We start from the raw sequence: 23,480 nt of genomic DNA, 5'->3' as shown, positions 1-23,480 counted from the left end.
GATGGAGATCCGCAGCACGAGTATCGACCTTTGGCCGACGCGGGTCACGTTCTTCGAGACGCCAGTCGACTGGGTGGTAAACAGGCAACTGGCCGACGAGGCCATCGCCGCCGTCGAAGCAACCGGCAGCGGGTCGATGGCCAATGCAGCAAAGCGACGTGTGCGCGGCATACTTGAGAAAAGCGCTGCAGGTCCGACCCTGAAAGTCCATCTCTTCGCCTGCGCGCGTGCCGTCCTCGGCCCCTGGGCTCAATATCTTGACTCCGATCATTGCGAAAACCGCGCCCTCGTCATCGAGCCCGGCGGCTTCATCTCGACCCACAAGGACAGCCGCGAAGGCGACCTGACCTGCGTCCACTTCCTGACTGGCAGTGGGACAGGACAGGCGGTGAACAGCGTGGGGACCCCTCGCTTCGTGATCGAGGACCCATCGCGCTACTTCGACGAGGGACGACTGCCCTTCGAAGCGCGGCATGGCTTTGCGGTCAACCCGCGGCCGGGTCTCTCGGTCTTCTTCCCCTCTCATATCCCCCATAACCAGCACCCCTATGAGGGGAGCGCGCCGCATGTGCAGGTCGTCGCGAACTTTCGCGTCAATCTCCCCGTGGCAATCGAGGAAAGGCTGTTCGACTGATGTGGTTCGATTTGACACTGGAAGCGCGTGACGGCAGCCGCCATCACGTGCGCTACAACCCGCACACCTCCGAATGTGAGGGGCTGCCGCTGCCGGTCGAACCTGGCATCTTCGCGCCAGTGCCGCGCGTGGCCAAGGACAAGCCCCTCGGAAAATCTCGCGCACCCCGCGTTTTGAAAATCCAGCTTGGGCTCTCCTGCAACTATTCCTGCAGCTACTGCAGTCAGGCCTTCCAGATCGCCGATGCCACGGTCTCCAAGCTGGCCGATGTCGAGCACTTCCTGACCCAGCTCGACAGTTGGATCACCGACGCCCCGGAAAAGATCGAGCTCTGGGGCGGTGAACCCTTCCTTTACTGGGCCAAGATCAAGCGGTTGATCCCGGCGCTGGCAGAGCGCTTTCCGGCGGCGCGCTTCTCGATCGTCACGAACGGCTCGCTCCTCTCCCGCGAAAAGCTGGATTTCATCGCGCAATACGACATTGAAATCACGATCTCACACGACGGGCCTGGTCAGCATCTGCGCGGGCCGGATCCGTTCGACGATCCTGACCAGAGCCACTGGATCCAAACCCTGCTGGCCGAGCGCCCCGAAAAGACCGGGTTTAACGCGGTTCTGACGCGCCAGCATCATGACCTTCGGGCCCTCAAGGCATGGTTCGCCGAAAAAGTCGGGCCGGACATCTTCGTCGGGCTCGAGGGCGTCGTAAATGTCTATGACGCAGCGACCGCCATCGGGACGGGGCGGTTCGAGCCTGCCGAACTGAACAGCCTGACGCGGTCGATCTTCGAGGCGCTGGCAGAGGACCCCAACGCCTTTGGCCTCGGCGAGCGCATCAACGAATTCTATTCTTCGATTCAGCGTCGGCGGCCCATCGAAGCGCTTGGCCAAAAATGCGGGATGGACAGCCCCGACGCCATTGCCGTCGACCTGCGCGGGAACGTCATGACTTGTCAAAACACCGGTGCGAAGGGGGCGCACAAGATTGGCCATGTTGCCGACTTTGACGCCATCGCGCTCGATACCGCGACGCATTTTGCCTTCCGGGACGAATGCATGTCATGCCCCGTCGTTCAGCTCTGCAAAGGGTCCTGCATGTTCCTCGAGGGGGAGTTCTTCAAGCAGAGTTGCGCCAACGAGTTTGCCTTCAACATGGGGGTCATGATGGCGGCGGTCTGGCATTTGACGGGGATGAGGGTGGTTGGGGTGGAAGGGATTGCCGGTTGCGGCGCTGCTGATCATTGACTGGTTGGTCCAGCGGATTCTCCCCTTATCGCAGCCCTGAGCACAAACGTGACGTTGGCGGCTCAATCCGCTTGAAGCATAAGGAGGGTGCGGCGTTTGACATCGCCATGGCGAACCACGACCCAGTGGCCTTCGAGGCCGCGGCGCGCGAGGTCGGGTTCCTCGGCTTCGGCTTCTATCCGCGCTCGGGGTTCATCCATGTGGACCTCGGCCCCGCACGCCAGTGGGGCGAGCGTTTCCCGGTCCGAGCGACCGCATTCGCAGCCGAGGCGCCGCCCGCCCGCGAGGTGCTGGCCGACAGCCGCACGATGAAGGGTGGTGGCACGGCGGGCGTGGCGACGCTGGGCGCGGCGGGCGTCGAGGTGGCACAGGGCGTCCTGGCCGAGACGCAATCCGCCATCCTGCCGCTGGTGCCGTATCTCGACACTCTGCGCTGGGTGTTCATCGCGGTGGCACTCTGTGGCATCGCAGTCACCATCTATGCCCGCCTCGACGACTGGCGCCGGGGGCGGCGGTGACTGCCGTCCTCCTAGGCAGGATCACGGCCAGCCCGTGGGTGTGGGGGGGCGCTGCGCTACGGAGCCTTCCTTCTCGCCGGGCTCATGTTCCTGCTCGCGCGCCGGCGGTCCGGCGCGCGAAGCACGATCTCCCCCATAAGGAGTTGGATCGGCAAGTTCTGCGGCAAGGGATTTCCCGCGAATTCCTGCGTATTTACGTTGTTCGCCAATTTTGAAAAGATCGAGCGGCGCAAGGGCCTCGAACAAACAGGTGGCACAAACTCTTTGGAAACCAGTGCCCGACAAGCCGCAGGAGCATGCCAAGGGGAGTGAACCATGTGCATATCGGCAACCGTGAGCTTCGGCGCTGCCGCCGTCCTTATACCGCTTGGCGGGCTTGCGCTGCGGCATGCCTGCACGACGGACCGGCGTTATCTGGTGTTGGCCTCGTTTCCCGTCATGTTCGGGGTGCAACAGATATCCGAGGGTCTGGTCTGGTTGAGCCTGGATGATCCGGACGGGCATTTTTCGCTCGGCGCCGCAATGGTCTTCCTGTTCTTCGCCTATGTCGTCTGGCTGGTGCTGGCGCCGCTTGCGGTGATCCCGCTCGAACACCGGAAAGACCTGCGGCGGGCTTTTCTGGGAATCCTGCTGTTCGGCGCGGTCTTTGGCCTGTCGCTGTTCCTGCCGCTTCTGGCCAGCCCCGACCGGCTCGGAGTCGATGTCGTTCACGGCTCGCTCCTCTACGAGACGCGCCTGATCTATGGCAGCCTGGTTCCGAGCGCGGTCCTGATAGCCATCTATGCCTGCGTCGTCTGCCTACCGCTCCTGACATCCTCGGCACCCGGCGTGCGACCGTTCGGAATCCTGGTCGCCGCCTCGATGCTGCTTACCATGCTCTTCGCGGGCTATGCCTTCAAGTCGGTCTGGTGTTACCTTGCCGCCATCAGCTCAGCTTATCTCGCCTTGATGATGTGGCGGCTTCCTAAACTAGCGCAGCGCCGGGTCTTCGAGGCGTGACCACAGCGCCGCGCCGATCACGGGCGGCACCGGGCGCCTATCGGCCAGTTTTCGCGCCGCGCATGGCATGGGATCGGGACTGCCCGCGCTTCAGGTCGCAGATGCCGTTTGCTGAGGGGCCGTTTCGCCCGATCCCGGCCTGATGCCGAACATCAGCGCGTAGATCACCGGCACCGCCACCAGCGTCAGCACTGACGCGAAGGCAAGCCCGCCCATGATGGTGACGGCCATCGAGGCGAAGAAGGCGTCCGGCAGGAGCGGGATCATGCCCATGATCGTCGTTCCCGCGGCCAGCACCACCGGCCGGAAGCGGCTGACCGAACCGGCGATGATCGCCTCGGCCCGGTCGCCGCCCTCGGCGATGCGGGCGTCCATTTCCTCGACCAGGATGATGGCGTTCTTGATCAGCATTCCCGACAGGCTCAGGAGGCCCAGAAGGGCTGTGAAGGTGAACGGCAGGCCCGAGACCAGCAACCCCAGCGCCATGCCGGTGATCGACATTGGCACCACAAGCCACAGGATCAGCGGCTGGCGCACCTTGTTGAACAGCAGCACCGAGATCACCACCATGACGAGGAATCCCAGCGGCAACTGCGTGCCGAGCGAGGCTTGCGCGTCCGAGGACGCCTCGTATTCACCGCCCCATTCCATCCGGTAGCCTGACGGCAACTCCATCGCCTCGATATCCGCGCGCACGGCCCGGAACGCCTGATCGGCGTTGAGGTCCGGCACGGAACCGCCAAGCACGGTGATGGTGCGCTCGCGGTTGCGGCGATGAATGGCGGCCTCCTGCGCCACGACGTCGATGCGCTCGACGACCTGGGTGAGCGGCACATACTGGTTGCCCGCCGCGCTCCAGACCAGCTGGTCGTGCAACTGCTCGCTGCTGCGGCGCTCGTGCTCCGGCACCCGCAAGATGATCGGAAGCTGGGTATCGCCCTCGCGGAAGGTTCCGGCACGCACCCCGGATGTCGCATAAAGGATCGTGTCTGCAATGGCCGAACGGGTTACACCGGCGACGCGGGCGCGCGTTTCGTCCACCACCGGCTCGATCACCAGTTCACGTTCGCGCCAGTCGGTGCGAAGGTCCATCAACGCGCCGGACCTGCGAAAACGTTCCTGCGCCTCGGCGGCCAGATCACGCAGCACCTGCGTGTCCGGTCCCGAGAAGCGCACCGCAACATCCGCACCCGACGGCGGGCCGAAGGCCAGTTGCTCGAAGCGGACCTGACCTTGCGGAACGCGTCCTGGCAGGTCCGACAGCCGCTCGATGATCTGCGGGATCATTGCGGCGTCGGCCGCGCGCACGATCAGTTGGCCATAGGACGAATCGGCCTGTTCGGGGCCATATGTCAGCATGAAGCGCAAGGCGCCGCGCCCGACCAGCGTGGTCACGCCCACCACGTCCGGATCGGCAAGGACCGCTTCTTCCAGCGCGATCATGTCGCGTTCGGTCGCGCGGATATCAGCCCCGCGCGGCAGGTTGTAATGCACATAGAAAAGCGGCGTGGTGGAGGCCGGAAAGAACGCCTGTTTCACGTTGCCGAAGGCGACAAGGGACCCTGCCGTGATCCCGACCATCATCAGCACCACAAGCCATCGCGCGCGCAACGATCCGCGCAAAAGCCAGCCATAGGCCCGGTAGACGACGCCGCGATAGGGGTCTTTTCCCGCCGCGTCCCCATCCGATCCGCGCAGCAGCCATGCCCCCATCAGCGGCGTGACCGTCAGCGCCAGAACCCACGACAGCAAAAGCGATATCGCGATCACGGCAAAAAGCGAGAACAGGAATTCGCCCGTGGCATCCGGCGACAACCCGATCCCCGAGAAGGCCATGATGCCGATCACGGTGGCCCCCAGAAGCGGCACCGAGGTCGCATCCGATGCCTCGCCCGCGGCCTCCTCGGCGGATTTGCCGCGCTGCATGCCGATCACCATGCCCTCGGCGATGACGATGGCATTGTCCACCAGCATCCCCATGGCGATGATCAGCGCGCCAAGGCTGATCCGCTCCATCTCGATCCCGAACGTGGCCATGAAGAACACCGTCCCCAGCACGGTCAGCCCCAGCGTGGCCCCGACCGTCAGACCCGCGCGCCAGCCCATCGTCAGCATCAGCGCGCCGATCACGATGGCGACCGACAGCGCCAGCCCGGTGATGAAGGAGGATACCGCCTCGTCCACCACCCGGTGCTGCTCGTAGATCGGCAGGATCTCGATGCCTGCGGGCAGCGCCTCGGCGACGTCGCGCAGACGCGCCTCGACCCGTTCGCCTACGGCGACGACATTCTCGGTCTGGATCGCGGATACGCCCAGCGTAAAGGCCCGCACGCCGTCGTGGCGGATGATCTGCTGCGGCGCCTCGGCTTCGCGGCGGTCCACATGCGCGACATCGAGCACCGAGATCTGCTCGACGCCGCCCACACGCCCCACGCGCAGCGCCTCGATCCCGGCGACGCTGTCGAACCCGGGCAAAAGCAAGGTGCGCAGCCGAGCATCGTCGGCACGGATCTCGCCCCCTTGCAGAACCGTGTTTTCGCCACTCAGAAGGCCCAGAACCTGATCGGGTGGCAGGCCCAGCCGGGACAGCCGGGCCGAAGGCACTTCGACCATCACCACCTCTTCGGGCAGGCCCAGCGTTTCCACCTTGGCCACACCTGGCACCGTCAACAACTCGCGTCGCAGGCGACGGGCGATCTCGCGCTGGTCGGACGGGCTGTAGCCGCTGGCGGTGACGGCATAATACAGCCCGAAGACATCGCCGAAATCGTCATTGACCTGCGGCGCCCTCGCCCCGTCCGGTAGGTCGCCCCCGGCGTCGCCCAGCCTTCGGCGCAGCTCGTCCCAGACCTGCGGCATCTCGTCGGGGCCATAGGTATCCTTGATTTCCACGGTGATCTGGCTGAGGCCCGGCATGGATTTCGATTCCACCCGGCGCAGCTGCGGCATCTGCTGGATCGCGCTTTCCAGCACCTCGGTCACTTCGCGCTCGACGTCCTCTGCCGAAGCGCCCGGATAGGGTGTGAAGACCAGCGCGGTCTTGAGCGTGAAGCCCGGGTCTTCCAGACGCCCGACATTGGCAAGCCCCCAGAGACCGCCGATCAGACAGCCAATGATGAGCAGGGAAATCGCAACAGGGCGGCGAATGGACCAGACGGCAAGGTTCATGGCGCGACCCCGATCAGAACATGGCCGGGCGCACCAGCACCCCGTCGCGCATCTGCCACCAGCCTGCAGCCACGATCCGCGCACCAGGCGTCACGCCGGACAGGACCGGGATGCGGTCGCCCTGCGGCAGGCCCAGGCTCACCTCGCGGGGATGGGCGCGGCTTTCCTCGTCGACGACCCAGACGCGCGGCGCCGCACCGCTGAAGGTGTCGACGGCCGACACCGGCACCATGACCGCATCGACCCTCTGACGCGGGCGAAGCTCGACGGTCGCGGTCATGCCCGGCAGGATGCGCGGGTCGGGCTCGCGCAGGGCGAATTTTACGGCATAGGTCTGCGCCACCGGGTCGGCCTCGGTCACGAAGCGCGCCAGATCCAGCGGCATCGCCGCGTCGGGAAGGGCGGGGAACCGCGCCACCGCCTCGTAGTCTTCCGGTGCAGTGCTGGCTAACACCGCCAGATCCTCGGGCAGCGAAATCGCGACCATCAGCGTGCTGACGTCCTGCAGGCGCAACACCGGCACTGCCGGGGTCACGTTGGAATAAGTCTCGATCAGGCGCCGGGCGACGATGGCCTCGAAGGGGGCAGAGATGCGGGTCTGTTCGAGTGCGCGCTGCGCCTCGGCGACGGCGACCTCGGCCTGCCGCAACTCGGCGCGCGCCCGGTCGAGCTGCGCGCGCGGCGCCGCCGCTCGTTCGACCAGCTCGGACACCCGGGCCTCCTCGCTGCGGGCCAGATCGACCACCGCTTCGGCCCTCTCCAGGGCGAGGCGGAAATTCACGTCGTCCAGCGTGGCGATAAGTGTGCCTGCTGCGACGCGCTCCCCCTCGGTGGGGCCGATCTCGACGATCTGTCCGCCGATCTGGAAGGCGATGTCCACGGTCCGCTGCGCCTCGACCCGGCCGATGAAGCTGCGCGCGGCAAGCCCATCGCCGGCCTGCACCACCTGCATGGGCACCGCGACGGCGGCCTCGGTCGGGGGCGCACCTGCGTCTTCCTGCTGGGCCAGGGCGTTCATGTTGGTGAACCACGCGGTGCCGCCCAGCCCGATGAGTGCGATGATGACTGCGAGAGCGATAGAGAGGCGTTTCATGTGGCAGGCTCCAGATCTTCGATCATGGTTTGAATACGGGTGAGGGTCGCCTTGCGCAGGGCCGGATCGGCGGGTGGCAGGCGCATCAGATGCTGGAACCGCAGCCCGTCCAGCGCCGCCAGAATGACCAACGCGCTTGCCGGGTCGGCAGTCTCTTCCAGAACACGCCCGGTATAACCCTCGATCAGGCGGTTCACCGGCGTCATCAGCGCGGGGGCTTCCGCCGCGGCAATCATGATCGCCATGGAGATGTCGGGATCAAAACGCTCGAAATGGCCGAAGGCGCCGACGAGGGCGCGCAGCGTCGGGTTTGGCTGCCCGGACGCGGCATCGCGGAACTCGAAGAAACTCTGTTCGAAAGCAGCAATCATCTGGTGCATGAGACCTTCAAGCAGCGCCAGCTTGGAGGGAAAGTTGTAGAGAACGCCGCCTTTCGACATGCCAACCTCGCGCGCGACGGCCTCGATCGTCAGACAGCCCGGGCCGTCACGCGCGACCACGGCACGGGCGGCGTCTAGGATCTCGTCATGGGCATTGCGCGCGCGCATTTCATCTCCGGGGCTGGCGTTCCGACCATTTGGTCGGAAACCGACCGATTGGTCATATAGATGCTGCGTCGCAGAAGTCAAGCTGATCCCGGTCGACGTCGACGTCGACGGCAAACCAGGTTGGAGAGATCAGACCATGGCGCCGATCGTCCGCCGGAACCGCGCGAGCGCGATGGCAAAGAGGATCGCGCCGATCGCCGCAAGTGCGAGGAACTGGGGCCAGACGATGCCGATGCCCGCGCCGCGATAGAGGATCGCCTGGGCCAGCATCACGAAATGCGTGTCGGGTGCCGCCAGCATGAGGGTCTGCACGGCGAGGGGCATGCTCTCACGCGGGGTCACGCCGCCCGAGAGCATCTGAAGCGGCAGGAGCACGAGGACGAGCAGCAAGCCGAACTGCGGCATGGACCGGGCGAATGTGGCCAGCATGATGCCGAGCGACGTGGTGGCGAACATGTGCAGCGCCGCCCCGCTCAGGAACAAAAGGACCGACCCCTCGACCGGAACGCCGAGCAATCCCTGCACCACGACACTCAGCGAGGCGGCCGAGGCGAGGAGGACCACGGTCCCCATGGACCAGACCTTGGCGATCATGATTTCCAGCGGGGTGACGGGCATGCTCAGCAGGTGCTCGATCGTGCCGCGCTCGCGCTCGCGGATGAGCGCGGCACCCGCCAGGATGATCGACAGCATCGTGACATTGCTGATGATCTCCATCACCGAGCCGAATCTCGCGTTGTCGAGTTCCGGGTTGAAGCGCGCCCGCAGCACCAGATCGACGGGCAGATTAGCGTCGCCGCGGTGACGGTTGGCGAATTCCTGCACCTCCGCCGTGACAATGGCCTGGACATAACCGCCGCCGCTGAAGGCCTGGGTGATGCGCGTGGCATCGACATTGAGCTGGACCACCGCCGGCTGGCCGCTCAGGATGTCGCGCTGAAAGCCGGCCGGGATCACCAGTGCGAAAGTGTCGCGGCCGGCATCCATGCGCGCATCCATCTGCCCGAAGTCGATCAGGTCGGGCGGCAGGAAGAACGGCGGCTGGAACGCATCCACGATGCGGGCGGACAGGGGTGAGCGGTCTTCGTCCACAATGGCGATGGGGGCGCGGTTCAGCGTCTCGGGCATGGTCGTCGCGGAGGAATAGACCGAGAAGGTGAAGGCAAAGACGATCAGCACCAGCATCACCGGATCGCGCAGGAGGCTGCGCAACTCCTTGATCCCGAGATGCAGGATATTGGCGGCACGCATCGCTCAGGTCTCCTGCTTGCGAAGGAAAAGAACCGCCGCGGCGATCAGGACCGGCACAGACAGCGCCAGCGGCAGGAAGGCGCCGCGCAGATCCGCGAAGCCGAGCGCCTTGGAAAAGGTGCCGCGGGCGATGGTCAGGAAATGGGTGGTCGGGTAGATCTCGCCGATGGCGCGGCCTGCGCCTTGCAGGGACGAGACCGGGTCGATCAGCCCGGTGAAGCTGACCGCCGGCAGGATCGTCAGCACCGCCGTGCCGAACATCGCGGCGATCTGGCTGCGGGTGAAGGCGGAAAACACCAGCCCGATGGCCGTCGCCGCCGTCACGTAGAGCAGCGCCGCCAGCGCCAGGGTGGCAAAGCTGCCGGTGAGCGGCACGCCGAAGACCGTCACCGCCAGACCCGTCAGCATCAGGAAACTGCCCATCGACAGCACGACATAGGGGATCTGCTTGCCCAGCAGGAATTCCAGCCGGGTCGTCGGCGTGACATAGAAATTGGTGATCGAGCCGAGCTCCTTCTCGCGCACGACGCTGAGCGAGCTCAGCATCGCGGGAATGAGAAGCAACAGAAGCGGAATGACGGCCGGAACCATGGCGTCGAGGCTGCGCATGTCGGGATTGTAGCGAAAGCGGGTCTCGACCGTGACCGGCCCGGCCAGCGCATCGCCGAGGCCCGCCTCGCGGGCGCGCTGGCCCAGCCAGTGCAGGTGCATGCCCTGCACATAGCCCTGCACCGTCTCGGCGCGGGTGGGCATGGCGCCGTCGATCCAGGCCCCGATGGCGACCGGGCGCCCGCGCGCGACATCGCGCCCGAAACCCGGCGGGATCTCCAGCGCCAGGCTGATCTCGGCCGCGCGCATCCGCCGGTCCATGTCGGCATCGCCTTCGATCGGCGGGCGCTCGATGAAATAGCGCGAGCCGGACAGGGTCAGCGCGTAGTCGCGGCTGATCGCGGTCTGGTCGTGGTCGTAAACGGCAAAGGTCAGATCCTCGACATCGAGGTTGATGCCATAGCCCATCACGAACATCAGGATCGCGCTGCCCAGGATCGCGAGGGTCATCCGGACCGGGTCGCGCCACAGTTCCAGCGCCTCGCGCCGGGCCTGGCTGGCCATCCGGCGGGGGTCGAACCAGCGTCGCCAACCGCGCGGCGCCCGCCCGTGGCCCTGCGGCACTGCCTCCGTGGACATGGGCGCCGCATGGCCCGCAGCGCCGGCGTCCGCCGCCTCCAGATGATGGATGAAGGCCTCTTCCAGCGTCGCGCCCCCGACCTCGCGCGCAAGCTCCGCCGGGGCGCCGGTCGCCAGCACCTTGCCCTCGTGCATCAGCGAGACCCGGTCGCAGCGCTCCGCCTCGTTCATGAAATGGGTCGAGATGAAGATCGTCACGCCCTCGTCGCGCGACAGCGCGATCAGGATGCGCCAGAAGGCATCGCGCGCCACCGGATCGACGCCCGATGTCGGCTCGTCGAGGATCAGCATCTCGGGCCGGTGGATCAGCGCGACGGCGAGCGACAGACGCTGGCGCATCCCCAGCGGCAGACGCTCGGGCAGGCTGTCACGCACCTCGGCCAGATCGAAACGCGCGAGCATCTCCTCGACCCGCGGCGCGATCTCGGGTTCAGGCATGGCGAAGAGCCGCGCGTGCAGCGAAAGGTTCTGCTCGACCGTCAGTTCGGTATAGAGCGAAAAGCTCTGCGACATGTAGCCGACCCGCCGGCGGGTCGCGAGATCACGCGGATTTACCTCCGCCCCGAAGAGCCGCACCACGCCCCCGCTTGGCGGCAGAAGCCCCGTCATCATTTTCATCGTCGTGGTCTTGCCGCTGCCGGTCGAGCCGGGGATATTCGCGCCAGTGCCGCGCGTGGCCAAAGACAAGCCCATCGGAAAATCTCGCGTACCTCGCGTTTTGAAAATCCAGCTTGGGCTCTCGTGCAACTATGCCTGCAGCTATTGCAGCCAGGCCTTCCAGATCGCCGATGCCACGGTCTCGAAGCTGGCCGATGTCGAGCACTTCCTGACCCAGCTCGACAGTTGGATCACCGACGCCCCAGAAAAGATCGAGCTATGGGGCGGGGAGCCGTTCCTCTACTGGGCCAAGATCAAGCGGTTGATCCCGGCGCTGGCGGAACGCTTTCCGGCGGCGCGCTTCTCGATCGTCACTAACGGCTCGCTCCTCTCCCGTGAAAAGATCGACTTCATCGCGAAATACGACATTGAAATCACGATCTCACATGACGGGCCTGGTCAGCATCTACGCGGGCCGGATCCGTTCGACGATCCTGACAAGAGCCACAGGATCCAAACCCTGCTGGCCGAGCGCCCCGAAAAGACAGGTTTCAATGCGGTGCTGACCCGCCAGCATCACGACCTGCGAGCGCTCAAGGCCTGGTTCGCCGAGAAGGTGGGGCCGGACATCTTCGTTGGGCTCGAAGGCGTCGTGAATGTCTATGACGCCGCGACCGCCATCGGAACGGGACGGTTTGAGCCCGCGGAGCTGAACAGCCTGACCCGGTCGATCTTCGAGGCGCTGGTCGAGGACCCGAATGCCTTCGGCCTTGGGGAGCGCATCAACGAGTTCTATGCTGCTATCCAGCGCCGCAGGCCCATCGAGGCCCTCGGCCAAAAATGCGGAATGGACAGCCCCCATGCCATTGCCGTCGACCTGCGCGGGAACGTGATGACCTGTCAGAACACTGGCGCGAAGGGCGAGCACAAGATCGGGCATGTTGCCAACTTTGACGCCATCGCGCTCGACACCGCGACACACTTTGCTTTCCGAGAGGAATGCATGTCATGCCCGGTCGTTCAGCTCTGCAAGGGATCCTGTATGTTTCTCGAGGGGGAATTCTTCAAGCAGAGCTGCGCCAACGAGTTTGCCTTCAACATGGGGATCATGATGGCGGCGATCTGGCATTTGACGGGAATGGTGGTGGTTGGGCTGGAAGGTGGCAGATTGCCGTCCCCGTAAGCGCGACGAGCTTGTTGCCCGGTTGCGCGACGGTCCGTTCTGAGGACGGCGGCGCTGCAGCATGTTCACCGGTTGTCGGGTACAGCCGGGAGTTCCAGGCGCGGGCGGTGCATAACCTGGCATGCTGCCAAATGGAACGGCGATCTCGAACGTGCCAGGCGACTATGCCGTGATGCGAGGGCAGGCTCGGGATTGCCGCGACCCATGATACACGCGAGGCACGCTTTATTCTTGATATTGCGCCGCCACGAAATCGGCACCATCTTTGGTGAACAACACATCCGGTCCACGGGCATCCATCTGCTCATCCAGCATGTCAAAGATGGTTTGCCCCCGGTCAACATCGACTGCGTCACGCAGTTCAGTGCCGTACGCACTCGCCACCATGGTCTCCAAATGATCCATGAACTCCAGTGTAAATCTGCCAATGCAAGGCTCGAATAAACTAGATATGGTGTTCTTGTCGTAAATTGGATAGGCTGAATTCCACGTCGTCCCATAGAAACTGAGAATGAATATCTCGATAGAAACGGGGGCCCATCCTTTAGACCTTGCATGCGCGCCGATCGAGGCTTTTATTCTGCCCAGTCGCTGGTCAATTGCGCTGATTTTGTCACCATCGAATGATCCGTGACCACGTTTGCACTCAAACACGAAAAGCTTGCCGGAATTGGTATTGAGTGCAAGGCAGTCGAGATGGGCCTTGCCTCCTGCGACTGGGATCTGTTCCTTCATGGCCTGCCAATGCGACAGCTTATTGATTGCATAAATGAGCGCGCGCTCAATCAGTAAGCCGTGACGCTTCTTGCGGTCGGTCGAGCGATCTCAGGTTGGGCGCGCGGCGCAGATCGGATTGCCGTTCGCTGTTCGCAGGGGGAGCAAGGTCACCTCCACCGGGCCGTTGTGCTCGTACCAATAACAGCCGTCTCCCGGCCTGAGGCGGGCGGTCGAAACGTCTTGATCGGGTGCCGCCATCGCCACCACGCTTTCGGGCACGTTCCCGATCGCGTTTGCGGTATCGCTGCTGTCGCTCGGTGAAATGGCACACCCGGCAGCGAGCATTAACGTGGGCAGGACCATCATGTTACGTTTTTGCATGATCGATTGCATTGAGTTTCCTTTCGCATTTGCTTTCTGCCTCGCCAAAACGGGGCAATCCGCTGTCAGTCCTACCAAAAAACAGAACATGAAGACCAACCGATTTTTCACTTGAAGCTCTAGTTGCTGTAGGTGCTATGTCGATCTGAACTGTCCGAATCCCGAGGTCCGTTCATGCCGTCTTATATCCACCGCCATGATGATACCGACGCTCCGCAGGCATCCGGCGACGGCTGCTGCGGAGGCAGTCGAAGCTGTGGCAACGTCGCTCCAGTAACGCCCGCGCCGTATGCCGGGCGCAGCTTTCAGGTTTCAGGCCTCGATTGCGCCGAAGAGGTCGCGATCCTGAACAAGGTGGTCGGCCCGAAGATCGGCGGGGCGGAGCATCTCGCGTTCGACGTGATCAATGGACGGATGACCATCCTCGACAGCGCAATGAAGGTATCGGACGGCGAAGTTGCAGAACTGGTGGCAAGCACCGGCATGACCGCCAAGCCCTGGGATGCCGAAAACGCGTCGGTCGACCAGGCGGCCCATCTTGCACGACAGCGGCTGTTTACGGCGCTCAGCGGTGGCTTCTGGGCCGCGGGATTCCTTTGGCACATCATCGAGACGGGCATGGGCGGGGCGTTCGGCCTTTTCGCGGGGCACGGCGAAGCGCCGATGCCGCTGGTCGAGGCAGGGCTGTTCGCGGTTGCGATCCTGTTCGGTGTCTGGCTCGTGGCACCCAAGGCATGGTCGTCCGCTCGGCGGCTGTCGCCGGACATGAACCTGCTCATGGTTGTCGCCGTGGCCGGTGCCATCGGGCTTGGCGAATTCTTCGAGGCGGCGACGGTCGCGTTCTTCTTCTCGCTCTCGCTCTACCTCGAAAGCTGGAGCGTCGGGCGTGCGAGGAATGCGGTCTCGGCGCTCTTGGATCTTGCACCACCGACGGCGCGCATGATCCGCGAAGACGGAAGCGAGGCCGACGTTCCGGCGGCTCAAGTCGCCGTAGGCTCAAGCTTCATAGTACGCGGTGGCGACCGTATCCCGCTCGATGGTGAGGTGACGGACGGCGCGGGCGCGGTCGATCAGGCGCCAATCACCGGAGAGAGTGCGCTGGTCCCAAAGGAACGAGGCGACGAAGTCTATGCTGGCACGATCAACGGCGAAGGCACATTGACGGTGCGCGCCACGAAGGCCGCCTCGGACACCGTCTTGGCCAAGATCATCCGCATGGTCGGCGACGCCCATGCCCGCCGCGCGCCGGTGGAGCAATGGGTGGCGAAGTTCGCCCGCATCTACACGCCTATCGTCATGGCTCTCGCCATTGCAATTGCCCTGCTGCCGCCGCTCATTTTCGGTGGAGCCTGGGATTATTGGTTCTACAATGCACTCGTGCTGCTGGTGATCGCCTGCCCGTGTGCTCTGGTCATCTCGACACCGGTCTCCATCGTCGCCGCACTCACCGCCTCAGCGCGGGCCGGAGTGCTGATCAAGGGCGGTGCATATGTTGAGGCACCGGGCAAGACCACTGCACTGGCCATGGACAAGACCGGCACGATCACCATGGGCGAGCCCGAGGTGGCGGCGGTGCATCCGCTGGGTAGAGCATCGGCGCAGGATCTGATGACCCGCGCCGCGGGGCTCGAGGCACGTTCCTCGCATCCCCTGGCGCGCGCCATTCTCGCACGGGCAGAAGCCGACGGCATCAAGGTGTGCGCCGCAGAAGATACCCGAACCGTTCCTGGTAGGGGACTTGAAGGACGCACTGACGGCCGGTCGATCTGGCTAGGGTCGGACCGGTTTGCCGAGGAGAAGGGTTTCGGCGACGCCATTCCGAAGGATTTGCGCGACCGCATCGAAGGGGCTGGCAGCACCCTTGTTGCCGTGGGCGACGACACCGGCGTCACCGGCATCCTGGAATTGCGCGACCGTATCCGCCCCGATGCCAAGGGCATCGTGGCACAGCTCCACGCGCAGGGCGTGAAGACCATCGTCATGCTGACGGGCGACAACGAGCGGACAGCGCGCGCTGTTGCAGCCGAGGTCGGCATCGACGAGGTCCGTGCCGAGCTTCTGCCCGAAGACAAGGTGACAGCCATCGAAGAACTGGTCGAAACGCATGACATGGTGGCCATGATCGGCGACGGGGTGAACGACGCCCCCGCCATGGCGCGGGCGCATTACGCCATCGCGATGGGTGCTGTTGGTTCGGACGCGGCAATCGAGACTGCGGATATTGCCCTGATGACCGACGACCTCGGCAAGGTGCCTTGGCTGATCCGTCATTCGCGCCGGACAATGTCGATTATCCATCAGAACATCGGTATTTCCTTGGTGACCAAGGGCGTTTTCGTTGTCGCTACCGCGTTTGGAGTGGCATCGATGTGGGGCGCTATTGCAGCCGACGTAGGAGTGTCATTGCTGGTGGTGGCCAACGCCCTGCGCCTGCTGAACAGCCAAGAGGCCAAGGCGCCTCCGTCCGGCGGTGAACAGGTTGGTCCACAGATGACAAAGGCCGCGCTTGCCCATGCAAATTGATCACGCAGCATTTGCAAGGTACCGTAATATCCATATCAGACCTCACCAAAGAGGCATGAGGAGTGAAAACCATCCGATTTCCCCGCCGCGCCGTCCTGTTGGGCGGGTTCGCAGCGTTTTTGTCCGGCTGTGCCAGCAAGTTCCGCAGCTATGGCGGACCCGAGGTGACCCGTGTTCGGCTTTACAAGGGGCAGCGCTTGCTTGTTCTCGACGGAGTCGACCGGGTATTGCAAACCTATCCGGTCGGGCTGGGTTTCGCGCCCGAAGGTCACAAGCAATTCGAGGGAGACGGTCGGACCCCGGAGGGCGACTACGTAGTCGATAAGCGCAACCCTGAAAGCACTTATCATCTTTCGGTTGGCATCTCTTATCCGAATGAGGCCGACATCGCCTTTGCCGAAGCGCAGGGCCTTTCCCCCGGCGGCGACATCTTCATTCATGGTGGTCCACGCCCGGGCATCGACCCAACGGCCGTCCGCGACTGGACAGCTGGGTGCATCGCGGTCACAGATCGGCAGATCGAGGACATCTATGCAATGGTGAAGGACGGAACACCTATCCACATCTTTGCATGACGGTCTTTCTCATGCGGCGGTAGCGAGCCGTCGCATTCGCCGCCATTGCCCAGCTCCACGAAGCCAAGATGAGCGCCAACAGCATCCAGTCCCCGAAGCTCGCGTAGAGGGTCGGCGGTCGCGCGGAGGGCATCCTAGCGTCGATGATGCCCGTTTCGCCGGTATCAAGCCGCGCAACGATCTCTCCGTTCGCGTCGATGACCGCGGAGATGCCCGTATTCGCGGCTCGGATGACAGGAAGGCCTTCCTCTACGGCGCGCATCCGTGCGGAAGCCAGATGCTGCTCCGGTCCGATGCTGGTGCCGAACCAGGCGTCGTTCGTCGCGTTGAAAATCCAGTCAGGTCGGAACAGGTCGTCGACCACATGGCCTGGGAAGATGATCTCATAGCAGATCGCCAGGGCGACCAGCGGCAAACCCGGAAGCGCAAGCGTTCGAGGGCCTGGTCCGGGCGTAAAGTCGCCGAGCCCCGCCGTGAGCCGCTCGATGGGCGACCAGCCGCGGAATGGCACATATTCGCCGAAGGGTACGAGATGGTGTTTCGCGTATCCGGTCAGGATTCTGCCGGTCGCGCCAAAAGCCTGGACCGTGTTGAAATATCGGGTGCCATCTTCGCTCGGTACACGGTCCGGCACACCGGTGAGCAGCACCCTGCCGTCTGGTAGCGCAGCGGCAATGCGATCCCGTGCCTCCGTATCCTCATCGAGGAAACCCGGAAAGGCGGTTTCCGGCCAAAGAAGAACGTCGAAATCGCCGGGCCGGGTTGAAAGCTCAAGATAGCGCGCGAATGTCGCCTCGCGGTTCTCGGGCGCCCATTTCTCCTCTTGTGGAATGTTGCCCTGGACGATGCGCAGGTCGACACCGGGTGGCTGTTGTGCATCCGACTGGAGGCGCAGCGTGCCGACAGCCCACATCGTCGCGATTCCGGCCAGCGCCATGAGCGAGATGGTCAATCGTTGCCGCCCGGACGCCATAGCAGCCGCGCCAGGGAGTACCGCGACGAACACGGTGAGAAAGCTTAACCCATAGCTTCCGACCCAGGCGGCGGGCTGGCGAAAAGCGGCGTAATCGACCAGAGCGTAGCTGGCGAGGTTCCACGGAAATCCTGTCAGAACGTGACCACGCAACCACTCGGCAGCGGTCCAGGAGGTCGCGAACAGGAGGCAGGCTAAGAGACTGCCCATGGCTCCGCGCCGCGCGATTTCGGCAAAAAGCGCGGCGGCAATGGCTGGGAAAATCGCGAGACCTGCGGACAATCCTGCGACGGCCGGGATCGCCATCGCCCCGAACCGCTCGGCCTCGACGTCGAAACTTTCCGCGATCCACGAAATCCCGAAACCGAACTGGCCAAGACCAAACGCCCAGCCGACGAGGAAAGCGCGCCCGAAGGAGAGATCGCGAAGACCGACAAACAACGCGGAATAGGCAATGGGAACAAGCAAGAGAAGCGAGAAAGGCGGGAAAGTCAGAACGGTCAGCGCCCCGGCGACGAAACCAAGCGTCATCCGCGAAAGAAAACGGTGGCGCAGAGCGATGCGGTTCAGAATTTCCGGCTTCACGACTTGATCGAACGCCGCGCGCTGATCCATGGCGCGGCGAGCAAGAGCCCCACGCCACTGACGACAAATACATCGGCCAAGTTGAAGGCAGGCCAATGTGTTGTGCCAATGTAGAAATCGAGAAAGTCTGTTACAGCCCGATACCGCACACGATCGATGACATTGCCCAGGGCTCCGCCAATGATCGCGCCATAGGCAAGTGTTTCGACAGCATTTTCGGCGCGAAACAGCATAACCCCTAGCCAAACACAGATGGCAAGAGCGAGAGCGATGAGGCTCCACCACGGCGCGCCGCCCAACATCCCGAAAGTCACGCCGTCATTACGATAAAAGACGAGGTTGAATCCCGGAAACACGGAAATCCCGGCGCTTAAAGTGGCGGCATTCGCAACAACAATGGCTTTGGTGATCTGATCAATCGCGAACGCAGCAAGCGCCGCGAAGACGCCGATCACCGGAGATACCTTGTTTAGTGACATTGCCTCAACCCAACCAGACATCGAGAAACAGCATCAGAACGAGCCCGACTGCGAGACCGAGCGTCGCCCTGTTCTGATGGCCGCTGCGATGGGTTTCGGGGATGATTTCGTGGCTAATGACGTAGAGCATTGCGCCCGCGGCAAAGGCCAGACCCCATGGAAGCAGCGGTTCCGACAGTGTGATGATGCCGGCCCCGAGCAGACCGCCAATCGGCTCGACCATGCCAGTCAGCGCCGCAATGCCCCAGGCGCGCAGCTTCGGATATCCCTCGCCCAGCAGCGACACCGCGACGGCCAATCCTTCGGGCGCGTTCTGCAAGCCGATGCCGATGGCGAGTGGGAGGCCACCTTCCATGCCACCGGAACCGAACCCGACCCCGACCGCGAGACCCTCGGGAAAGTTGTGGATCGTGATCGCGATGATGAACAGCCAGACCCGCCGCAATGACGCCGCTTCGGGCCCTTCGCGTCCCGTCTTGAAATGCTCGTGCGGCAGCTTTTCGTTCATCAGTGCGACAGCCCCCATGCCCAGAAGGATCGAGACGCATACGATGGCCGCAGGCATCGCGCCGTTTTCGAACATCGGCTCGGCCGCATCCAATGCGGGGATGATCAGCGAAAAGAACGAGGCTGACAGCATGACACCGGCAGCGAAGCCGAGCGACAGGTCGCGCGTGGCCCGGGACGGGATGCGCCCGAACAGCACGGGAGCTGCTCCGACTGCCGTGAGCGAACCGGCGGCGAGACTTCCGAGAAAGCCGAGCATTATCGGAGACAGATTTTCCATGGGCGGGCCAGATTATCCTTCGGCGTAGCTCGAAAAGACTTCCGTCGACCCGTCCTTGCGGATGAGGAAGACATCATAGGCCTCGCGGTCGTCTTCTGGCCCCATGCCGGGCGAGCCATAGGGCATCCCAGGCACGGCGAGACCGACTGCGTCCGGGCGCTCATCGAGAAGGCGGCGGATGTCAGCGGCCGGGACATGGCCTTCGATCACGTAGCCCTCGATTAGCGCGGTGTGGCAGGAGACCATGCGCTGCGGCACGCCATTGTCGAGCTTGAAGCGAACCAGCGACCCACCGAACATGTCCTGGCCGGTCGGCACAAAACCGTTCTCTTCGAGGTGGTTCATCCACGAGAGGCAGCAGCCGCATCCGTTCGTCTTGCGGACGTCGATCGCCGTCGTCTCTGCGAGGGCCTGGGCCGCCGGGAAAAGGGCGAGCGTGATGGCAAGAGCTTGGGTCATGCGTTTCATGGGTCAGAGCCTTTCGGTTGTCGTTTCGGCAATCTCGCTGCCGAGGTTTTCATTCAGAAGCGTCCGCGCCTCGGCCAGACTCGAGAGCGCGGCGGTATCATCCGCATCGCTCTCGGCCGCTTCGGCGAGCCGGTCGTCAGAGAGGGGGTCAGTCGGGCGCCCATCCACGAGCACCTCATAGTGCAGGTTCGGACCTGTCGCCGTGCCAGTCGCGCCGACGCGGCCGATCACGTCTCCCGCCGCAACGCGTTGGCCTTGTGCCAGGTCTTCCGGCACGGCGCTCAGATGCGCGTAGCGCGTCATGGTGTCGGAGCCGTGCGAGATTTCGACCACGCGACCATATCCGCCGCGCCAGCCGATGAAATTGACCCGCCCCGGTGCCGTCGCTTGAACCGGTGTCCCACGTGCCGCTGCGAAATCGACGCCGGTGTGCATCCGAACGTTGCCAAAGACCGGATGCGTGCGGCGCCCGAACACCGAGCTGAGGCGCGCACCCTCGACCGGCTGTGCGAAGACGCGCAGCACCTCGCCATCGACGTAGATCGTCGCCTGACCGCTGCCGTCGTCAGGCCATACGATCTCGTAGAGCGAACCGCCGATCTCCAGTGCGGCGAAGGCGAGTTCGGGCTGTCCTATCCTGTCCTCGCCGACCCGCGCCTCACGCCAGAGAAGCCTTAGTGTTTCGCCACCAGCCATCTCGCGGCGGAAATCCACGGTCCCACCCAGCATCTGCGCAAGGTCCACGGAAAAACGGGCGGGTATGCCGGCTTCGTCGAGTGCCGCGAAGATGGAGCTGTCGATCACGGCTTCGCCGGCGAGGGTTACGATCTCCGGATCCGGAGCCACGACCTGTGTGGACAACTGCTCGCCGAAAACCACCTCAATCCGAACCCCGTCCTCGACGGCAAGTGCGACGGTGCGGGGGCTGCCGTCCATGGTCGAAGCAACAGTGACCGAGTGCCCCGGCCGCAGCCGTCGCAGATCGTATTCGGCACCGAGCGCGAGGGCAACTTCCGCTCTGTCAGGTGCCGCAAGACCGGCTTCGGACAGCAAGAAATCGAGCGTCTCGCCGGGTGCAATGTCGCGCGACCACGTCGACAGCGGTGGCTCGATCGCCCGTACCGGCACGTCGGCAACAGCGACCTGCAGAAGGGGCAGCGGGCCGAGGTCGGATGCATCTTCTGCCCATGCCGTCGCGGGCAGCGTCACGGGAATGTCAACGTTCAGGGGGGCTTCAAGACTTTGGGGCATCCAGCTACCTGCCTGGGCAAGTTCCGGCGGCACGGGTTCTTTCGACAAAAGATCGGAGATGGCGATAGCCGCACCCGAAACCGTCCCCGCAATTGCAACACAAGCCGCCAGAGTTCTGAGCCTCATGTCGCCCCCTCCATTTCTTCTGCCAGCGCGCGACGGATCTTCGGCACCGCGAATTCTCTGGCTTCGTGATAGTCGATCATGGTGACGAACCGCCCGGAGGCTGCGAACAGGAAGACGCTCGCGCTGTGGTTCATCGTGTAATCGCCGCTCTCCGTCGGCACCCTTTCGTAGGTGGCGCGGAAGCCGTCCGCGACGCGCGCTATCTGCTCCTCCGGCCCCGTCCAGCCACGGATCGCAGGATGGAAGTAGCCGACATATTCGGCCATCGTTTCGACAGTGTCGCGCTCGGGATCGACCGTGATGAAAACCACGTTCATCTCGTCGGCCTCGTCTCCCAGATCGTCGAGCCATCCCGATATGTCCGAGAGCGTGGTCGGGCAGACATCGGGACAGTAGGTGAAGCCGAAGAACGCCATCGTCGGGCGACCGATCAGGGTTTCTGGCCCGACCCCATTGCCCTCATGATCCGTCAGACGGAAATCCATCTCGGTCAGGGCCACAGGCCGCTGCCCGACAGGTTCGGGTCCACCGGGTCCATCGACCTGCCACCAACCGACGAAGAGCATCAGGGCGACCGCCCCGACACCAGCCGCGCCGTACCCCAGGATCGCCCGTCGCCGCATCAGTCCTCTGGCCCCCGCGCGGCGATTCCGAGGATCGGCACCTCGACCGTCACTTCGCCTCCATCGTCGAAAAGCAGGGTCAGCGGAAAGGTGTCCCCTTCCGTCATCGGTTCTTGTAGCCGCATCAGCATTGCGTGCAGGCCCCCCGGTTCGAGCGCGACGCTCTCGCCCGGGGCGATCGCGATCTCCCCCGCCGGGCTCATGGAACTCACACCTTCGGCATTTGTCTTCGTCTCGTGAATTTCGGGCATCATCGCGAGCGGTGTTGTAAGGCCGATCAGCGTCACTGGCTCGTCGCCAGTGTTGCGGATCGTCATGTAAGCGGCCCCGGGACGGTTGATCCCGATGGAGGCGCGGGACCACGCATTCTCGACGACAACATCCTCGGGTCCGGCCAGCGCGGGCACCGAGAGCCCTCCAAGGGTCAAAAGTGCGGCCAGTGTGCCAGTCAAAATATACTTTTTCATCGTTCTGATCCTGCCCTTTCTATTCAGCTTTGCGCGGCAGCGACTTCGGCGGCCACCAGACGACGCAATTCTGCCTCTCCGAATGGATCGAGCGGCTTGCCGTTCACGAAGAATGTGGGCGTCTGGCGAATTCCCACGGTCTCGACGTCAGCACGATCCTGGTTCAGGATCGCCACGACATCGGGTGCCAGCATTTGCGTGCGCGCGGCCTCGGCATCGAGTCCGGCCGTGGCGGCGATCTGAAGGATCAGGCCGGGCGCCGGGGCACCGTGCGACGCCCATCTCGGCTGTTCCCGCAAAACAGCCTCGAGCACCGGCACGTAAATGTCCTGCATGCGCGCCGCCTCGAGCACGCGGATCGCTTCCTCGGATGCCACGCCGTGGAAGGGCGTGTAGCGGATCACGACGCGGACAGCATCCCCATGCTCGGCCATGATGTCCTTCACGATGGGATGAAAGGCGCGACAGGCCTCGCAGGCCGGATCGAAGAATTCGACGATCGTGACGGGCGCCTGCGCAGGTCCGAGGATGGGCGAGTAGGGGCGGATCATCGCCTCCGCGAGTTCCGGAGCAACAGGCTCCGCTTCGACCACCGGGCCGGGGCGGGTTGCAAACCAGGTGGCTCCGCCGAAACCGGCGACGCCGAGGGCGAGAACGGACAGGATCAGGCCGCGTCGGTTCATGTTCGTGTGTCCTTCAATGAAAGGGCCGACAGCGCCCCGATCAGCGCGAAGGCGACGAGCGCCATCAGCGGGATAGGGACGCCGAAGACCAGTTGGTTGTCATCGGTGCAAGAGGGGCCGGTGGCTGTGCAAGGCTGGATGCGTTCGGGAACAAGACCGACGTACAGCCCCATGTGCCACAGGGCGACTGCGCCGCCGCCAAGCGCCAATGCGATGCCGTAGCGCCCCACGCGGCCGTCCCGCCACCAAAGGCCGAGCCCGAGGACAATGGCCAAGGGAAACATGAAGGCGCGCTGGAACCAGCACAGCAAACAGGGCGTCTGCCCCAGCACCTCGCCGATGAAAAGCACGGCAAGCGAGGCGACGAGTGCGATGATCCACGCCAGCCCGAGGGCTGTTTCTCCGGATATGCGGTTCAT

The 23,480-nt window shown here is 64.0% G+C and carries 23 protein-coding genes and 1 pseudogene; 8 read left to right on the top strand and 16 right to left on the bottom strand.

All coding sequences use genetic code 11. From position 1 onward, the window contains the following. Position 1: 1 nt before the first annotated feature. From E7681_RS17090 to E7681_RS17070, 5 genes and pseudogenes are all read left to right on the top strand, one after another. Positions 2 to 634 (top strand): hypothetical protein, encoded by a 633-nt coding sequence (locus E7681_RS17090; protein ID WP_136340470.1) that lies wholly within the window; start codon positions 2 to 4, stop codon positions 632 to 634. Further along, positions 634 to 1,878 (top strand): radical SAM/SPASM domain-containing protein, encoded by a 1,245-nt coding sequence (locus E7681_RS17085; protein WP_136340469.1) that lies wholly within the window; start codon positions 634 to 636, stop codon positions 1,876 to 1,878. The genes E7681_RS17090 and E7681_RS17085 overlap by 1 nt, the downstream gene beginning before the upstream one ends. 20 nt (positions 1,879 to 1,898) lie before the next feature. Continuing rightward, positions 1,899 to 2,396 (top strand): annotated as a pseudogene (locus tag E7681_RS17080) (YcbK family protein); the annotation flags it as partial. Between the two features lie 84 nt (positions 2,397 to 2,480). Next, positions 2,481 to 2,708 carry a hypothetical protein gene (locus E7681_RS18980; RefSeq protein ID WP_136340468.1) on the top strand — a complete coding sequence of 76 codons (228 nt, stop codon included), beginning with the start codon at positions 2,481 to 2,483 and terminating at the stop codon, positions 2,706 to 2,708. Between the two features lie 3 nt (positions 2,709 to 2,711). Further along, entirely contained in the window at positions 2,712 to 3,395 is a 684-nt protein-coding gene (locus tag E7681_RS17070; RefSeq protein ID WP_173495904.1) for a DUF6629 family protein, read from the top strand. Positions 3,396 to 3,485: 90 nt separating this feature from the next. Here E7681_RS17070 and E7681_RS17065 read toward each other — a convergent pair whose 3' ends face one another. The 5 genes from E7681_RS17065 to E7681_RS17045 form a co-directional block, all read right to left on the bottom strand. Next, positions 3,486 to 6,563 (bottom strand): efflux RND transporter permease subunit, encoded by a 3,078-nt coding sequence (locus tag E7681_RS17065; protein ID WP_136340466.1) that lies wholly within the window; start codon positions 6,561 to 6,563, stop codon positions 3,486 to 3,488. Positions 6,564 to 6,576: 13 nt separating this feature from the next. Further along, positions 6,577 to 7,656 carry an efflux RND transporter periplasmic adaptor subunit gene (locus tag E7681_RS17060; RefSeq protein ID WP_136340465.1) on the bottom strand — a complete coding sequence of 360 codons (1,080 nt, stop codon included), beginning with the start codon at positions 7,654 to 7,656 and terminating at the stop codon, positions 6,577 to 6,579. Next, entirely contained in the window at positions 7,653 to 8,204 is a 552-nt protein-coding gene (locus E7681_RS17055; protein WP_136340464.1) for a TetR/AcrR family transcriptional regulator, read from the bottom strand. Before E7681_RS17055 ends, E7681_RS17060 begins: the two co-directional genes overlap by 4 nt. A 129-nt stretch (positions 8,205 to 8,333) precedes the next feature. Next, positions 8,334 to 9,455 (bottom strand): ABC transporter permease, encoded by a 1,122-nt coding sequence (locus E7681_RS17050; protein WP_136340463.1) that lies wholly within the window; start codon positions 9,453 to 9,455, stop codon positions 8,334 to 8,336. 3 nt (positions 9,456 to 9,458) lie between these two features. Beyond that, positions 9,459 to 11,336, bottom strand: a complete 1,878-nt coding sequence (locus E7681_RS17045; RefSeq protein WP_136340462.1) for an ABC transporter permease — start codon at positions 11,334 to 11,336, stop codon at positions 9,459 to 9,461. A gap of 25 nt (positions 11,337 to 11,361) precedes the next feature. On the opposite strand from E7681_RS17045, the gene E7681_RS17040 reads away from it, so the two are divergent. Then, positions 11,362 to 12,423: a radical SAM/SPASM domain-containing protein gene (locus tag E7681_RS17040; protein ID WP_168733237.1), complete on the top strand. Its 1,062-nt coding sequence runs from the start codon at positions 11,362 to 11,364 to the stop codon at positions 12,421 to 12,423. Between the two features lie 225 nt (positions 12,424 to 12,648). On the opposite strand, the gene E7681_RS17030 is transcribed toward E7681_RS17040, so the two are convergent. After that, complete coding sequence (locus tag E7681_RS17030) at positions 12,649 to 13,158, bottom strand: hypothetical protein (RefSeq protein ID WP_136340460.1); 510 nt, start codon at positions 13,156 to 13,158, stop codon at positions 12,649 to 12,651. 90 nt (positions 13,159 to 13,248) lie between these two features. Next, complete coding sequence (locus E7681_RS17025; protein ID WP_136340459.1) at positions 13,249 to 13,533, bottom strand: hypothetical protein; 285 nt, start codon at positions 13,531 to 13,533, stop codon at positions 13,249 to 13,251. A 162-nt stretch (positions 13,534 to 13,695) separates the two neighbouring features. On the opposite strand from E7681_RS17025, the gene E7681_RS17020 reads away from it, so the two are divergent. After that, complete coding sequence (locus E7681_RS17020) at positions 13,696 to 16,044, top strand: heavy metal translocating P-type ATPase (protein ID WP_136340458.1); 2,349 nt, start codon at positions 13,696 to 13,698, stop codon at positions 16,042 to 16,044. A gap of 62 nt (positions 16,045 to 16,106) precedes the next feature. Further along, entirely contained in the window at positions 16,107 to 16,619 is a 513-nt protein-coding gene (locus E7681_RS17015) for a L,D-transpeptidase family protein (protein ID WP_136340457.1), read from the top strand. Here E7681_RS17015 and lnt read toward each other — a convergent pair. Genes lnt through E7681_RS16970 form a run of 9 tightly spaced genes read right to left on the bottom strand, consistent with a single transcriptional unit; the run spans position 16,600 to position 23,480 of the window. Further along, the gene (lnt, locus tag E7681_RS17010; protein WP_136340456.1) at positions 16,600 to 18,207 is read right to left on the bottom strand and encodes an apolipoprotein N-acyltransferase; all 1,608 of its coding nucleotides are present in this window, start codon (positions 18,205 to 18,207) and stop codon (positions 16,600 to 16,602) included. The two genes, E7681_RS17015 and lnt, sit on opposite strands and share 20 nt — an antisense overlap. After that, positions 18,174 to 18,632, bottom strand: a complete 459-nt coding sequence (lspA, locus tag E7681_RS17005; protein WP_136340497.1) for a signal peptidase II — start codon at positions 18,630 to 18,632, stop codon at positions 18,174 to 18,176. The genes lnt and lspA overlap by 34 nt, the downstream gene beginning before the upstream one ends. A gap of 28 nt (positions 18,633 to 18,660) precedes the next feature. After that, positions 18,661 to 19,443 (bottom strand): ZIP family metal transporter, encoded by a 783-nt coding sequence (locus tag E7681_RS17000; RefSeq protein WP_013959873.1) that lies wholly within the window; start codon positions 19,441 to 19,443, stop codon positions 18,661 to 18,663. Positions 19,444 to 19,455: 12 nt separating this feature from the next. Next, the gene (locus E7681_RS16995) at positions 19,456 to 19,911 is read right to left on the bottom strand and encodes a DUF411 domain-containing protein (protein WP_136340455.1); all 456 of its coding nucleotides are present in this window, start codon (positions 19,909 to 19,911) and stop codon (positions 19,456 to 19,458) included. 3 nt (positions 19,912 to 19,914) lie between these two features. Continuing rightward, positions 19,915 to 21,288 carry a M23 family metallopeptidase gene (locus E7681_RS16990; RefSeq protein WP_136340454.1) on the bottom strand — a complete coding sequence of 458 codons (1,374 nt, stop codon included), beginning with the start codon at positions 21,286 to 21,288 and terminating at the stop codon, positions 19,915 to 19,917. Beyond that, entirely contained in the window at positions 21,285 to 21,911 is a 627-nt protein-coding gene (locus tag E7681_RS16985) for an SCO family protein (RefSeq protein ID WP_136340453.1), read from the bottom strand. The genes E7681_RS16990 and E7681_RS16985 overlap by 4 nt, the downstream gene beginning before the upstream one ends. Further along, positions 21,911 to 22,378, bottom strand: coding sequence for a copper chaperone PCu(A)C (locus tag E7681_RS16980; protein ID WP_136340452.1), 468 nt, complete (start codon positions 22,376 to 22,378; stop codon positions 21,911 to 21,913). The genes E7681_RS16985 and E7681_RS16980 overlap by 1 nt, the downstream gene beginning before the upstream one ends. Before the next feature lie 23 nt (positions 22,379 to 22,401). Continuing rightward, entirely contained in the window at positions 22,402 to 23,061 is a 660-nt protein-coding gene (locus E7681_RS16975; RefSeq protein ID WP_136340451.1) for a DsbA family protein, read from the bottom strand. Beyond that, a complete protein-coding gene (locus E7681_RS16970; protein WP_136340450.1) occupies positions 23,058 to 23,480 on the bottom strand; it encodes a disulfide bond formation protein B in 423 nt (140 codons plus the stop codon). Before E7681_RS16970 ends, E7681_RS16975 begins: the two co-directional genes overlap by 4 nt.

The sequence above is a fragment of the Thalassobius vesicularis genome (assembly GCF_004799325.1).
GTDB classification, from domain to species: Bacteria; Pseudomonadota; Alphaproteobacteria; order Rhodobacterales; family Rhodobacteraceae; genus Thalassobius; species Thalassobius vesicularis.
This window is presented reverse-complemented; position numbering and strand designations above follow the sequence as displayed.